Genomic DNA, 15,186 nt, shown 5'->3' on the forward strand with positions numbered 1-15,186 from the left:
GTGATTTCTTTGATTGTCGGCCTGGGTAATCCGGGCGATGAGTATAAAAAAACCCGGCATAATGCCGGGTTTTTATTGTTAGATGCATTGGCTGTTGAATTAGGGGTCTCATTTGCATATGAGGCTAAGTTTAAAGCAGAGACGGCGAAGTGCTTGATTAATGGACAGTCTGTGCGTTTAATCAAGCCGCAATCTTTTATGAATAAAAGTGGTTTGTCGGTATCCATGTGTGCAAATTATTTTGATGTACCTATTGAACAGATTCTAGTGGTTCATGATGAGTTAGATATTGAACCGGGTGTGGTTCGCTTGAAAGTAGGTGGTGGTCATGGTGGCCATAATGGGCTGCGAGATATTATTACGCATCTATCTTCGAAGGGCTTTTATAGGCTACGGATAGGTGTGGGGCATCCAGGCGATCGCAATAAAGTGGTTAATTATGTGTTGAAAGCACCTAGCAAGTCAGAGTTAATCTTGCTAGAATCAAGCATTGACCAGGTGATTAATGAGATGCCAAACATTTGTGGTGGCGAGTATCAGCAAGTAATGCAAAGACTCCATTCGTAAAAATCTTTTGTCGACATGTGTTTTCCTTGTTGACAGTCAAATTCAAATACAAGACAATAGTCGGCTAAATTTCGGAGGGGTTCCCGAGCGGCCAAAGGGATCAGACTGTAAATCTGACGGCTCAGCCTTCGGAGGTTCGAATCCTCCCCCCTCCACCATTTGTGTGTAGAGCCGAAATGACCGCGGGTGTAGTTCAATGGTAGAACGTCAGCCTTCCAAGCTGAACACGCGGGTTCGATTCCCGCCACCCGCTCCATTGCGGTAGTGAATCAGGCCCATATAGCTCAGGGGTAGAGCACTTCCTTGGTAAGGAAGAGGCCATCGGTTCAATTCCGATTATGGGCTCCAGTTGTAATAAGTTGTACAGAAGTGATTGCGGTTTTAATTTAAATTAATGTTCGAATAAGAGGTGCGTAATGTCTAAAGAAAAATTTGAAAGAAATAAGCCCCATGTCAACGTCGGCACGATTGGACACGTTGATCACGGTAAAACAACTTTAACAGCAGCGTTAACGAAAGTCATGGCAGAAGCCATGGGTGGAGAAGTTAAAGCCTTTGACGAGATTGATAACGCACCAGAAGAGCGTGAGCGTGGTATTACCATCGCAACATCGCATGTTGAATATGAGTCAGCAAACCGTCACTACGCACACGTAGATTGCCCAGGTCACGCCGATTACGTTAAAAACATGATTACCGGTGCTGCTCAAATGGACGGCGCTATTCTAGTTTGTTCAGCTGCTGATGGTCCAATGCCACAAACACGTGAGCATATCCTGTTATCACGCCAAGTTGGTGTTCCTTATATCGTCGTGTTCATGAACAAAGCCGATATGGTTGATGATGATGAGCTACTAGAATTAGTAGAAATGGAAATACGTGAACTATTAGACATGTATGAATTCCCAGGTGACGACACACCAGTTATCACCGGTTCTGCTCTTAAAGCCCTAGAAGGCGATACATCAGAAATCGGCGTACCTTCAGTGCTTAAATTAGTAGAAGCATTAGACACATACATCCCGTTACCAGAACGTGCAATTGATGGCGACTTCATTATGCCAGTAGAAGACGTGTTCTCAATCTCAGGTCGTGGCACAGTTGTTACGGGTCGTATCGAACGCGGTGTGATCAACGTTGGTGAAGAAATTGAAATCGTTGGAATTAAAGACACAGTAACAACAACTTGTACAGGTGTTGAAATGTTCCGTAAATTGCTTGACCAAGGTGAAGCAGGCGATAACGTAGGTATCCTACTACGTGGCACAAAACGTGAAGACGTAGAGCGTGGCCAAGTATTGGCAAAGCCAGGATCAATCAACCCGCATACACACTTCGAAGCTGAAGTATATGTATTGGGTAAAGATGAAGGTGGTCGTCATACACCATTCTTCAACGGTTACCGTCCACAGTTCTACTTCAGAACAACCGACGTAACAGGTGCATGTGACTTACCAGAAGGCGTAGAAATGGTTATGCCAGGTGATAACGTGCAAATGACAGTAAAACTAATCAACCCGATTGCGATGGAAGAAGGATTACGCTTTGCTATTCGTGAAGGTGGCCGTACAGTTGGTGCCGGTGTTGTTGCTAAGATTATAGAGTAATAGCGAAGCGATTTATTAAAACAGAAGTATAGGTCAGTAGCTCAATTGGCAGAGCAGCGGTCTCCAAAACCGCAGGTTGGGGGTTCGATTCCCTCCTGGCCTGCCATTTGGCAGGCGCTAGACCTTATTCGTCATATCAATAGAAGTTAAAATATGAGTGTAGAAATAGAGCAAGAGTCTGGTGGACTTGACATAGCAAAGCTAGGTCTTGCAGTTATAATAATTGTTGCTGCTATTGGTGGCTTTTATTTTTATGCCGATCAATCCTTGCTATTGAGAGTGATAGGTTTGCTAGTTTCCTTGTCAGTTGCCGTAGGTCTTGTTTATACAACGAACTTAGGGCAATCATTTTGGCAGTTCGCACAAGGGTCTAGAATAGAACTTAAGAAAATCGTTTGGCCGACTAAAAAAGAAACCATACAAACAACATTAATTGTTGCAGTGATGGTTTTATTCGTTGGAATTTTATTGTGGATGTTTGATGGCCTGCTTATGTGGGGCATTGGGCAGGTAACAGGTTAAGGCAAATAATATGACGTTGCGCTGGTATGTGGTTCACGCTTACTCAAATTTTGAACATCGGGTCAAAAGCTCATTAGAAGAAGCGATTGAGCGTGAGGGAATGCAAGATCAATTTGGTGAGATTTTAGTGCCGACTGAAGAAGTCGTTGAAATGCGAGATGGCCAACAAAAAAGAAGTGAACGAAAGTTCTTCCCTGGTTATGTCTTGGTTCAAATGGAACTGAATGATGATACTTGGCACTTGGTTAAGGACACAAATAAGGTATTAGGCTTTATTGGTGGTAAAAGTGATCGTCCGGCACCTATATCTGAGGCTGAAGCGAATAAGATCCTTAATAGAATTCAAGAAGGTGTGGAAAAACCAAGACCGAAAGTGTTGTTTGAGGTCGGTGAGGTCATACGTATTAATGATGGGCCCTTCAAAGACTTTAATGGCACGGTTGAAGAAGTTCATTACGATAAGAGTTCGATACGGGCTTCAGTATTAATTTTTGGGCGTGCTACGCCAGTAGATTTAGAATTTGGTCAGGTCGAAAAAGTCTGATTATTGTTAACAGGGGAGCCGAAAGGCGTTTGACCCACTTAGGAGAGAAAGATGGCTAAGAAAATAGATGCCTATATTAAATTACAGGTAAAAGCAGGTGAAGCGAATCCAAGCCCACCAGTTGGCCCAGCATTAGGTCAGCACGGTGTGAATATTATGGAGTTTTGTAAGGCGTTTAACGCAAAAACCCAAGGTATGGAAAAAGGCATGCCTATTCCAGTTGTTATCTCAGTATATGCAGATAAAAGCTTTACATTTATTACCAAAACACCACCGGCTTCAATTTTATTGAAAAAAGCAGCAGGCATTCAAAAAGGTAGTGGTACACCTAATACCGTTAAAGTGGCGACAGTAACTCGTGCGCAACTTGAAGAAATCGCGACAGTAAAGAAAGCTGATATTACAGCAGCGGATATGGATGCTGCGGTAAGAACAATAGCTGGAAGTGCTCGTAGTATGGGTATTGACGTGGAGGGTGTGTAAATGGCTAAGCTAACAAAAAAAGCAAAATTAATTCAAGAAAAAGTTGAGCCAGGCAAGGCTTATGATGCAAACGGTGCATTTGCTATTCTTAAGGAATTGGCAACATCTAAGTTTGATGAGTCTGTAGATGTCAGCGTGAACTTGGGTATCGATTCACGTAAATCTGAGCAAAATGTTCGTGGTTCTACTTTGATGCCAAACGGAACAGGTAAAGTAGTTCGTGTTGCTGTGTTTACACAAGGCGCAAACGCCGAAGCTGCGACAGCTGCGGGTGCTGATATTGTAGGTATGGATGATCTTGCAGCTCAAGTTAAAGCGGGCGAGATGGATTTTGATGTTGTCATTGCTTCTCCTGATGCAATGCGTGTTGTTGGAACATTAGGTCAAATTCTTGGTCCACGTGGTTTAATGCCAAATCCAAAAGTAGGTACTGTAACGCCGGATGTTGCGACAGCGGTAAAAAATGCCAAAGGTGGTCAAGTTCGTTACAGAACAGATAAAGCGGGCATTATTCATTGCAGTATTGGTAAGACAGCATTTACAGAAGCGGCTTTAAAAGAAAATATGGAAGCACTATTGGCTGACTTATTAAAGGCAAAGCCAGTTGCGGCAAAAGGTGTTTACCTGAAAAAAATCAGTGTATCAACAACAATGGGCCCTGGCCTAGTGGTTGATCAATCTAGCATTACTATTGGCTAGAAAGCTTCGTAAAGAAGCTATAACTTTGGATTGCTAAGAAATTAGCAATCGTCAAAGACCGTAGGTGCATTGTTGCTTAATAGTCCTACGCAGACGGTAAGTCCTTATCAGTATTTAGGATGCCCCGTTAAAGGGTGCCCTGCAAGGGGTTGTGTAAATCGTAACGACATTAGTTGTTACATAACAGTAGTTAGGAGGTATATATGCCACTAAATCTTGAGCAAAAACAAGCAGTTGTTGCTGAAGTGGCTGAGGTTGCTGCAAATGCATTTTCCGCAGTTGCAGCGCAATACCGTGGTTTAACTGTTGTAGAGATGACTGAGCTTCGTGAGAAGGCTCGTGAATCTGGTGTGTATTTGCGTGTTGTTAAAAATACGTTAGTACGTAAAGCTGTTGAGAATACTGAATTTGAATGTATTCAAGACGCACTTCAGGGTCCGCTGGTTATGGCGTTCTCAATGGAAGATCCAGGTAGCGCAGCGCGACTAGTGAAGGATTTTAGTAAAAACCATGAAAAACTAGAAACACAATTTGTTTCTGTTGGTGGTCAATTACTGGAAGCATCAGAACTTGATCGACTATCAAAACTACCGACAAAAGACCAAGCAATCAGTATGTTGATGTCTGTGATGAAAGCACCTGTCGAGAAATTCGTCAGAACACTTGCTGAACCGCATGCACAGTTGGTCAGAGTTGTTGATGCCGTCCGCATTCAAAAGCAGGCTGCATAGGTATTATTTTTTAAACACATAAATTAATTAAGGGGTTAAGACAATGGCTGTCTCCAAAGAAGATATTTTAGAAGCAATTTCAAGCATGAGCGTTATGGATGTCGTAGAACTAGTTGAAGCGATGGAAGAAAAATTTGGTGTATCTGCAGCTGCTGCTGTAGCGGTTGCACCTGCTGCTGGCGGTGAAGCTGCTGCTGCAGAAGAGCAAACTGAGTTTAACGTAATTATGACAAGCTTCGGTGACAACAAAGTATCAGCTATTAAAGCTGTTCGCGCTATTACAGGTCTTGGTTTGAAAGAAGCCAAAACTTTAGTTGAAAGCGCGCCTGCTGCAGTTAAAGAAGCTGTATCTAAAGATGAAGCTGAAGAAACTGTTAAGCAGCTTGTAGAAGCTGGTGCTGCTGCAGAAGTTAAGTAACATTTGTTGCTATTAAAAAGCTATAAAGGCTTTTAAAAGAATAGGGTCGGTAGTTTTTAACTACCGACCTATTTCCCGTTGTAGGGTATTAAAATTTCTAATTTATTGGGTTATTTAAATTGGAAATAAACGAATTAAAGGGTTAAAAAATGGCGTACTCATATACTGAGAAAAGGCGTATTCGTAAAACATTTGGTCGACAAGAAGGTGCGATGGAAACACCTTACCTGTTAGAAACACAAATTAGTTCTTACAAACGTTTTCTTCAATCTGATGTTGCAACAACCGAAGAGCTAGACTCTGTTGGTTTACATGCAGCTTTAGGTAGTGTGTTTCCAATTACAAGCCATACCGGTTATGCGGTATTGGAGTATGTGAGTTACCGTTTAGGTAAGCCCAAATTTGACGTTAAAGAATGTCAATCACGTGGTGCAACTTATGCGTCACCATTAAGAGTTCAAGTCCGGTTGGTTATATACGATAAAGACTCACCAGCTGGATCGAAGCGGGTAAAAGATATCCGCGAACAAGAAGTATATATGGGTGAGTTGCCTTTAATGACAGGTAACGGTACTTTTGTTATCAATGGTACAGAGCGAGTTATTGTCTCGCAGTTACACCGTTCTCCTGGTGTATTTTTCGATCATGATAAAGGCAAAACACATTCATCAGGCAAGCTGCTTTTCTCCGCAAGGGTTATTCCTTACCGTGGTTCATGGCTTGATTTTGAATTCGATCATAAAGATATCGTTTATGTTCGTATCGATCGCCGTAGGAAGTTACCTGCAACGGTGCTGCTTAAAGCACTAGAGTTCACTAATGATCAAATCATTGATATGTTCTTTGATAAGAACGTATTCCATGTAAAGGAATCAATCCTTACAATGGACCTAGTACCTGAAAGGTTACGCGGTGAGATCGTTGGTTTTGATGTTAAGGTCAACGGTAAAGTCCTGATCGAAGAAGGACGCAGAGTCACTGCGAAGCATATTCGTGCGCTTACTAAAGCTGAAATAAAGCAAATAGACGTGCCGAATGACTACTTATTAGGAAAAATTTTAGCATCGGCTATTGTTAATCAGGAAACTGGTGAAATTGTTGCTGATTTAAATGCTGAAATTACAGAAGAAAATATCGACGAAATTGTTAACAGTGGCGCGAGTAAGATCGAAACCTTATACGTTAATGATTTAGATAAAGGTGCTTTTATATCCAATACACTGAAAATTGATTCAACATTGGATCAATTAGACGCGTTGGTTGAAATCTATCGGATGATGCGCCCTGGCGAACCGCCAACTAAAGAATCTGCGCTTAAATTATTCCATAACTTATTCTTTACATTAGATCGTTACGACATCTCTGCAGTGGGTCGTATGAAATTCAATCTTCGTTTAGGTCGCGATGAAATCACGGGCCCTGGTGTCTTAAGTAATGATGACATCATCGGTGTATTAAAAGAACTTATTAGCATTCGTAATGGTGTTGGTTCAGTTGACGATATCGATCACTTAGGTAACAGAAGGATTCGTTCTGTTGGTGAAATGGTTGAAAACCAGTTTAGAGTAGGTTTAGTTCGTGTCGAGCGTGCGGTTAAAGAACGTTTGTCTATCGCCGATTCTGAAGGCTTAATGCCACAAGAAATTATTAACGCTAAGCCTGTGGCTGCAGCGATTAAAGAATTCTTTGGTTCTAGCCAACTATCACAGTTCATGGATCAAAATAATCCATTATCTGAGATCACACATAAGCGCCGTGTGTCAGCGTTAGGCCCTGGTGGTTTGGCTCGTGAAAGAGCTGGTTTTGAGGTTCGAGATGTGCACGCAACTCACTATGGTCGTGTTTGCCCGATTGAAACACCTGAGGGTCCAAATATTGGTTTGATCAACTCATTGGCTGTTTATGCTAGAACAAACGAATACGGCTTTTTAGAAACACCTTATAGAAAAGTTGTTGATGGCCAATTGACTGAACAAGTAGATTTCTTATCTGCTATTGAAGAAGGTCGTTTTTACATCGCCCAAGCAAACGCAGAATTAGACGAAAAAGGAAACTTTACTGAAGATATGGTGACTTGTCGCCATGCTGAAGAATTTGCCATCACAACGGCAGATAAAATTAATTATATGGATGTCTCTCCGAAACAGATCGTTTCTGTAGCGGCGTCTATTATTCCTTTTCTAGAGCACGATGATGCTAACCGTGCATTAATGGGCTCAAACATGCAGCGTCAGGCCGTTCCAACACTTAAAGCTGATAAGCCTTTAGTGGGAACTGGTATGGAGCGTGCTGTTGCGGTGGACTCGGGTGTTACTATTGTTGCAACACGTGGTGGCATCATTGATGATGTTGATGCGTCAAGAATTATTGTTCGGGTTAATGATGATGAAGCTGAAGCGGGTGAGTCAGGCGTAGATATCTACAACTGTACTAAATACACTCGTTCTAATCAAAACACCTGTATTAACCAACGTCCACTTGTTAAACCTGGCGATTTAATTGCCAAAGGTGACGTATTGGCTGATGGACCTTCTACAGATATGGGCGAGTTAGCGCTTGGCCAAAATATGATGGTCGCGTTTATGCCTTGGAATGGTTATAACTTCGAAGATTCCATCTTGATCTCTGAAAAAGTTGTTAAGGAAGATCGCCTAACCACGATACATATTGAAGAAAAAGTGTGTGTTGCTCGTGACACAAAATTAGGTTCTGAAGAAATCACAGCTGATATTCCAAATGTTGGTGAAGGCGCGCTATCTAAACTAGATGAATCTGGCATAGTTTATATTGGTGCTGAAGTTAAAGGTGGCGATATTCTAGTGGGCAAAGTAACGCCTAAAGGTGAAAGTCAATTAACAGCGGAAGAAAAATTGCTTAGAGCGATTTTTGGTGAAAAAGCCTCTGATGTTAAGGATACTTCGCTGCGTGTTCCTTCAAGTATGCAAGGCACCGTTATTGATGTGAAGGTTTTCACTCGAGATGGTGTTGAGAAAGATCAACGTGCGATAGAAATTGAAGAAGCTGAGCTAGCCAGTGTTAAGAAGGATTTGGACGATCAACTACGTATCGTCGAAGGCGACACCTTCTTACGTGTTGAGAAATTAATACTTGGAAAAGAAGCAGTTTCTGGCCCTGAAAGGCTTAAAAAAGGAACAGCAGTTACTAAAGAGTACTTATCAAGCATTACTAATCGCGAATGGCTTAAAATTAAATTTAATGACGAAGAGCTTAATGTTCAATTAGAAACTGTAGCTGAACAAGTTGAGCAGCAACGTATTGACATCAATGAGCTATACGAAGAGAAACGTAAGAAAATCACCATGGGTGATGATCTTCAGCCTGGCGTCTTGAAAATGGTGAAAGTGTATCTTGCTGTTAAACGTCGTATTCAGCCGGGTGATAAGATGGCCGGTCGTCACGGTAACAAGGGTGTTATCTCTATGATCGTACCTGAAGAAGATATGCCTTATATGGAAGATGGTACACCGGTAGACGTTGTGCTTAACCCGCTAGGTGTTCCGTCACGTATGAACGTAGGTCAGGTGTTAGAAACTCATCTAGGTTGGGCGGCAAAAGGCCTAGGTAACGAAATTGGTAAAATGCTTGAAGCGAAGGCTAAAGTAGACAAATTACGTAAGTTCTTAGACAAAATTTATAATACGAGCGGCCGTAAAGAAGAGTTAGATTCGTTCAGCGACGATGAGATTCTTGAATTAGCAGGTAACCTCAAAGCAGGTGTGCCAATGGCAACGCCAGTATTTGATGGTGCCTCTGAAGCTGAAGTTAAGCAAATGCTAAAATTAGGTGGTCGTTCTGAGTCTGGACAAGTACAGTTATATGATGGCCGTACTGGCGAAGCCTTTGATCGAGAAACAACAGTAGGCTATATGTACATGCTGAAATTGAATCACTTGGTTGACGATAAAATGCACGCTCGTTCTACAGGACCTTATAGCCTTGTGACTCAGCAACCTTTGGGTGGTAAAGCTCAGTTCGGTGGTCAGCGATTTGGAGAGATGGAGGTTTGGGCACTTGAAGCTTATGGTGCTGCTTACACCTTGCAAGAAATGCTAACGGTTAAATCTGATGATGTATCTGGACGTACACGTATGTACAAAAACATCGTTGATGGTAACCACACCATGGATCCGGGTATGCCAGAATCATTTAACGTATTAGTTAAAGAGATTAGGGCGCTAGGTATCAATATTGAGCTGGAACAAGATTAATTTCTTATTCATTAGCATTTAGTTGAACAAAAACAGATAACAAGGAGATACGGTCTTGAAAGATCTACTCAATTTTTTAAAGCAACAAAACCAAACTGAAGAGTTTGATGCCATTCGTATAGGTTTAGCGTCACCTGACATGATTAGATCATGGTCTTATGGTGAGGTTAAAAAGCCTGAAACGATCAACTATCGTACGTTCAAACCAGAAAGAGACGGTTTGTTTTGTGCGAAAATCTTTGGCCCCGTTAACGACTACGAATGCTTGTGTGGTAAATACAAGCGTTTAAAGCACCGCGGTGTTATTTGTGAAAAGTGTGGCGTTGAAGTAACACTTTCTAAAGTACGTCGCGAACGTATGGGTCATATTGACCTTGCCTCTCCGGTTGCACATATTTGGTTTTTAAAATCCCTACCATCCCGGATTGCCTTACTATTGAATATGACTTTGCGTGACATTGAGCGTGTGTTGTACTTCGAATCGTTCGTAGTTGTTGACCCAGGTTTAACGACACTTGAAGTCGGTGTCTTGATGACAGATGAAGAGTATCTTGATGCTCTTGAAGAACACGGTGATGAGTTTACTGCCTTAATGGGTGCCGAAGCGATTGACGGCCTATTAAAAGCGCTAGACCTTAATGCTGAAATGGATGGCTGTCGCGAAGACATCAATGCAACAAAGTCTGAAACAAAAATTAAGAAAATTTCAAAGCGCCTTAAAGTGCTTGAAGCCTTAGTTGCTTCGAAGAATAAGCCTGAATGGATGATTTTGAAGGTACTTCCTGTACTGCCTCCAGAACTAAGACCTTTAGTGCCACTTGATGGCGGCCGTTTTGCAACGTCTGACTTAAATGATCTTTATCGCCGCGTGATTAATAGAAATAATCGCCTACATCGCTTATTAGATCTAAGTGCTCCAGACATTATCGTTCGTAATGAAAAACGTATGTTGCAAGAGTCTGTTGATGCGCTATTAGATAATGGTAGACGTGGCCGTGCGATTACGGGTACAAACCGTCGTCCTTTAAAATCTCTAGCGGATATGATTAAGGGTAAGCAAGGTCGTTTCCGTCAAAACTTACTTGGTAAGCGTGTTGATTATTCTGGCCGTTCAGTGATTGTGGTTGGACCAACATTGAAATTGCACCAGTGTGGTTTACCTAAGAAAATGGCGCTTGAATTGTTCAAGCCATTTATCTTTAACAAGTTACAGTTACGTGGTGAAGCGACAACAATTAAGGTTGCTAAAAAGCAAGTTGAACGTGAAGGCCCAGAGGTATGGGATATTCTTGCTGAAGTTATCCGTGAGCATCCTATTATGCTTAACAGAGCGCCTACGCTTCATCGTCTAGGTATTCAAGCGTTTGAGCCTATTTTGATTGAAGGTAAGGCTATTCAATTGCACCCATTAGTGTGTTCAGCGTTCAACGCCGACTTCGATGGTGACCAAATGGCTGTTCACGTTCCATTATCAATTGAAGCGCAGTTAGAAGCGCGTACCTTGATGATGTCGACAAACAATATCTTGTCACCAGCTAACGGTGAGCCAGTTATTGTTCCTTCACAAGACGTTGTTCTTGGCTTGTATTACATGACCAGAGATCGAGTAAATGGTCTTGGCGAAGGTATGGCATTTAGTGATGTTGATGAAGCGGCTCGTGCTATTCAATCTGGTTTCGTTGAACTTCATTCTAAAGTTAAAATTCGGATACAGGAAAAGACTGTTACGGATTCTGGCGAAGAAGAAACTACAACACGTCTTGTTGAAACGACTATTGGTCGTGCTCAAGTTTGGAGTATTGTTCCAAAATCACTTGATTTTGACCTTGTTAATAAAGATTTAACAAAAAAAGCGATCATGCAGTTAATAGACGCTTCATATCGTCAATTGGGTGATAAAGAAACAGTCATTTTTGCCGATCAACTGATGTACCTTGGTTTCTCGAATGCGACTAAATCTGGCGTATCTTTTGGTATTAACGACATGGTTATTCCAAGTACAAAAGGGAAGTTGATTAAGGCCGCACAAAAAGAAGTTAAAGAAGTTGAAAGTCAATACTCTTCAGGACTTGTGACAAATGGTGAGCGCTACAATAAAGTTATTGATATTTGGTCTCATACTAATGAACAAGTAGCCAAAGCGATGATGGATAACCTTGGCAGCGATGATGTGCAAGATGCCGAAGGTAACACGGTCAAGCAAAAGTCATTCAACTCGGTTTACATGATGGCAGATTCCGGTGCTCGTGGTTCAGCGGCCCAGATACGTCAACTTGCAGGTATGCGTGGTTTGATGGCTAAACCAGATGGTTCGATTATCGAAACACCTATTACTGCAAACTTTAGAGAAGGCTTGAACGTTCTGCAGTACTTCGTTTCTACTCATGGTGCTCGTAAAGGTTTGGCGGATACGGCGCTTAAAACAGCTAACGCGGGTTACTTAACTCGACGTTTGGTTGACGTTGCTCAAGATATGGTAGTTCTTACAGACGATTGTGGTACTGAAAATGGGCTCGAAGTTACACCATTAATTGAGGGTGGTGAAGTTGTAGAACCATTAGGTAATCTAATTCTTGGACGCGTTATTGCACAAGACGTACTGAGTTCGGCAACTAATGAAATTATTGTGCCTCGTAACACTCTAATTGACGAAGCTTGGGTGGAGCACTTAGAAGAAAATGGCGTGGATAAGGTAATTGCACGTTCAGCGATTAGTTGTGAGAATAGGAAAGGCATTTGTAAGATGTGCTATGGCCGTGATCTCGCTCGCGGACACTTGGTGAACCTAGGTGAGGCCGTTGGTGTTGTTGCTGCTCAATCTATTGGTGAGCCAGGAACTCAGTTAACGATGCGTACGTTCCATATTGGTGGTGCGGCTTCAAGTTCAGCTGCTATTAACAGTATTGAGATTAAATCTGAAGGCACGCTAGTATTCAATGACAAGCTTAAAACCATTGAAAATAAAGATGGCAAATTGGTTGTTATTTCCCGTTCAGGTGAAATCAGTGTCGTCGACGAATATGGCCGAATACGTGAAAACTATAAAATTCCGTATGGTTCTGAATTAACGGCTAAAGAAAGTGATAAATTGTCAGCAGGTGTTGTACTTGCAACATGGGATCCGCATACTCACCCTGTGATAACAGAGGTGGCTGGTAAAGTTATATTTACTGACTTTGTTGAAGGCGTTTCTGTTCAGCAGCAATCAGATGATATTACCGGACTGTCATCACTAATTGTTACGGACGCTAAGCAACGTGGCAGCAGTGGTAAAGACTTAAGACCTGCCATTACCTTGGTGGATGCCAATGGTGAACCAGTCTATATACCAGGTACAACGATAGCGGCGCATTATGTTATGCCTGCTGGAGCGGTGGTAAATGTAACTGATGGCGTAGATGTTGAAAGCGCTGATATCTTGGCTCGTATTCCACAAGAGTCCAGTAAGACCCGTGATATTACAGGTGGTCTTCCACGTGTGGCCGATTTGTTCGAAGCGCGTAAAACAAAGGACCCTGCGATTTTAGCTGAAATGACGGGTACCGTGAGTTTTGGTAAGGAAACAAAAGGTAAACGCCGTTTAGTCGTAACGGATAAAGACGGTGAAACCAAAGAGTTGCTGATACCTAAGTGGCGTCATATTACTGTGTTTGAAGGTGAGCACGTAGAGCAAGGTGAAACTATTGCTGAAGGTGAGTTAACGCCTCACGATATTTTAAGACTGCGTGGTGTACCTGAATTAGCCAGATACTTGGTCAATGAAATACAAGATGTGTATCGCTTACAAGGCGTGAAAATCAATGATAAGCATATTGAGGTTATTATTAGACAAATGCTTAGAAAAGTTGAAATTACTTCCGGTGGAGATAGTTCATACATAAAAGGTGAGCAAGTTGAGAAAACACGCTACCTTGAGATGAATGATAAGTTGGAAAAGGAAGGTAAAATCCCAGCAACTGCTGATAACGTGCTGCTTGGTATTACAAAAGCGTCACTAGCAACTGAATCATTTGTTTCTGCGGCCTCTTTCCAAGAAACAACACGAGTATTAACTGATGCAGCTGTTAGAGGTACTCGAGATGACCTTCATGGTTTAAAAGAGAATGTTATTGTTGGTCGTTTGATTCCGGCTGGTACTGGCCTGGCTCATCATATAGAGCGTAGGAAAAACAAAGCAGCAGCAATGAGCCCTAAGATGGATGATGAAGCTACTACAGCGGCAGCTCATGACGAAGCAGAAGAGGCGTTAAAGCAAGCTCTCAATATGCAAGAATAATTTCGTCAAGAGAAAAGAAAGTTAAGATCTGCCAGTCCGAAGTTTGGACTGGCGTTTTCTTAAAATAAATAATTACGCAGTCATTATGCTTGACAGTAAAGCATAATCTGCCTAAAATTCTCGCTCTTCAGTCGATTGGATTTCCTTTCGCTGGAATAACCTTAAATAAGAATTATTAAATGCATGTTTTCACAAATGTGTAGTAAATATTTTGCACGAGTTTTTGGAGCTCTAAATAAGATATGACCACAATTAACCAATTAGTTCGTAAGCCTAGAAAACGTAAGGTAGAAAAAAGTAATGTACCTGCGCTTGAAGCATGCCCACAAAGAAGGGGTGTTTGTACACGTGTATACACAACAACACCAAAAAAACCAAACTCTGCATTACGTAAAGTGGCGCGTGTTAGGTTAACGAATGGCGCTGAAGTGACCAGCTATATTGGTGGTGAAGGTCATAACCTTCAAGAACACTCAGTCGTATTAATTCGTGGCGGTCGTGTTAAAGATTTACCGGGTGTTCGTTATCACGTAGTTCGAGGAAGCTTGGATACGTCTGGTGTAGAAGCGCGTCGTAGAGGCCGTTCTAAATATGGTGCTAAGCGCCCTAAAAACTAATTAAACGAGTTCAATAATGTCTAGAAGAAAAAAAGCGATTAAACGAGAGATTTTACCGGATCCAAAATTCGGAAATTTAGTGTTAGCTAAATTCATGAATATGATCATGGTGGATGGAAAGAAGTCTATTGCAGAAAAAATTGTTTACGGCGCACTTGATACGATCGAAAGCAAAGGTCATGCGGAGCCGGTTGAGGCATTAATTTTAGCGTTAGAAAAAGTACAACCAGCCGTTGAAGTTAAGTCTAGACGAGTAGGTGGTGCAACTTACCAAGTGCCTGTAGAAGTGCGTCCAAACCGCAGAATGGGTTTATCTATGCGTTGGTTGATTGATGCTTCGCGTAAGCGTAGTGAGAGATCAATGTCAGCAAGACTGGCTGGTGAAGTGGTTGATGCCCTAGAAAGCAGAGGTTCAGCGTTCAAGAAACGTGAAGACACTCATCGTATGGCTGAAGCGAATAAAGCATTCTCGCATTTCCGCTGGTAGGTTTAT

General features: G+C 42.0%; 12 protein-coding genes and 4 tRNA genes. All 16 read left to right on the forward strand.

Annotation, left to right across the window (positions count from 1 at the left end; genetic code table 11):
- The 16 genes from pth to rpsG all read left to right on the forward strand — a co-directional run bounded on the left by pth (position 1) and on the right by rpsG (position 15,180).
- Positions 1-567 (forward strand): aminoacyl-tRNA hydrolase, encoded by a 567-nt coding sequence (pth, locus tag AB1Y31_01060; protein ID MEW4981755.1) that lies wholly within the window; start codon positions 1-3, stop codon positions 565-567.
- 73 nt (positions 568-640) lie between these two features.
- A tRNA-Tyr gene (locus AB1Y31_01065) sits at positions 641-725 on the forward strand.
- Between the two features lie 24 nt (positions 726-749).
- Positions 750-823: transfer RNA gene (locus tag AB1Y31_01070), tRNA-Gly, on the forward strand.
- Positions 824-840: 17 nt separating this feature from the next.
- Positions 841-915: transfer RNA gene (locus AB1Y31_01075), tRNA-Thr, on the forward strand.
- Between the two features lie 68 nt (positions 916-983).
- A complete protein-coding gene (gene tuf, locus AB1Y31_01080) occupies positions 984-2,174 on the forward strand; it encodes an elongation factor Tu (protein MEW4981756.1) in 1,191 nt (396 codons plus the stop codon).
- Positions 2,175-2,204: 30 nt separating this feature from the next.
- A tRNA-Trp gene (locus AB1Y31_01085) sits at positions 2,205-2,280 on the forward strand.
- A 47-nt stretch (positions 2,281-2,327) separates the two neighbouring features.
- Positions 2,328-2,696 carry a preprotein translocase subunit SecE gene (gene secE / locus AB1Y31_01090; GenBank protein ID MEW4981757.1) on the forward strand — a complete coding sequence of 123 codons (369 nt, stop codon included), beginning with the start codon at positions 2,328-2,330 and terminating at the stop codon, positions 2,694-2,696.
- A 10-nt stretch (positions 2,697-2,706) separates the two neighbouring features.
- On the forward strand, positions 2,707-3,240 hold the full coding sequence (nusG, locus tag AB1Y31_01095; protein MEW4981758.1) for a transcription termination/antitermination protein NusG: 534 nt from the start codon (positions 2,707-2,709) through the stop codon (positions 3,238-3,240).
- A 51-nt stretch (positions 3,241-3,291) separates the two neighbouring features.
- On the forward strand, positions 3,292-3,723 hold the full coding sequence (rplK, locus tag AB1Y31_01100; protein ID MEW4981759.1) for a 50S ribosomal protein L11: 432 nt from the start codon (positions 3,292-3,294) through the stop codon (positions 3,721-3,723).
- Entirely contained in the window at positions 3,724-4,422 is a 699-nt protein-coding gene (gene rplA / locus AB1Y31_01105) for a 50S ribosomal protein L1 (protein ID MEW4981760.1), read from the forward strand.
- Positions 4,423-4,625: 203 nt separating this feature from the next.
- Positions 4,626-5,153, forward strand: coding sequence for a 50S ribosomal protein L10 (gene rplJ, locus AB1Y31_01110; protein MEW4981761.1), 528 nt, complete (start codon positions 4,626-4,628; stop codon positions 5,151-5,153).
- 43 nt (positions 5,154-5,196) lie between these two features.
- Positions 5,197-5,571: a 50S ribosomal protein L7/L12 gene (gene rplL / locus AB1Y31_01115; protein MEW4981762.1), complete on the forward strand. Its 375-nt coding sequence runs from the start codon at positions 5,197-5,199 to the stop codon at positions 5,569-5,571.
- 149 nt (positions 5,572-5,720) lie between these two features.
- Entirely contained in the window at positions 5,721-9,800 is a 4,080-nt protein-coding gene (rpoB, locus tag AB1Y31_01120) for a DNA-directed RNA polymerase subunit beta (GenBank protein MEW4981763.1), read from the forward strand.
- 55 nt (positions 9,801-9,855) lie between these two features.
- On the forward strand, positions 9,856-14,076 hold the full coding sequence (gene rpoC / locus AB1Y31_01125; protein ID MEW4981764.1) for a DNA-directed RNA polymerase subunit beta': 4,221 nt from the start codon (positions 9,856-9,858) through the stop codon (positions 14,074-14,076).
- A gap of 242 nt (positions 14,077-14,318) precedes the next feature.
- Entirely contained in the window at positions 14,319-14,693 is a 375-nt protein-coding gene (gene rpsL, locus AB1Y31_01130) for a 30S ribosomal protein S12 (GenBank protein MEW4981765.1), read from the forward strand.
- Positions 14,694-14,709: 16 nt separating this feature from the next.
- The gene (rpsG, locus tag AB1Y31_01135) at positions 14,710-15,180 is read left to right on the forward strand and encodes a 30S ribosomal protein S7 (GenBank protein ID MEW4981766.1); all 471 of its coding nucleotides are present in this window, start codon (positions 14,710-14,712) and stop codon (positions 15,178-15,180) included.
- Positions 15,181-15,186 lie beyond the last annotated feature (6 nt).

Origin of the sequence: Cycloclasticus sp., from assembly GCA_040743155.1 — a bacterium.
Lineage (GTDB): Bacteria > Pseudomonadota > Gammaproteobacteria > Methylococcales > Cycloclasticaceae > Cycloclasticus.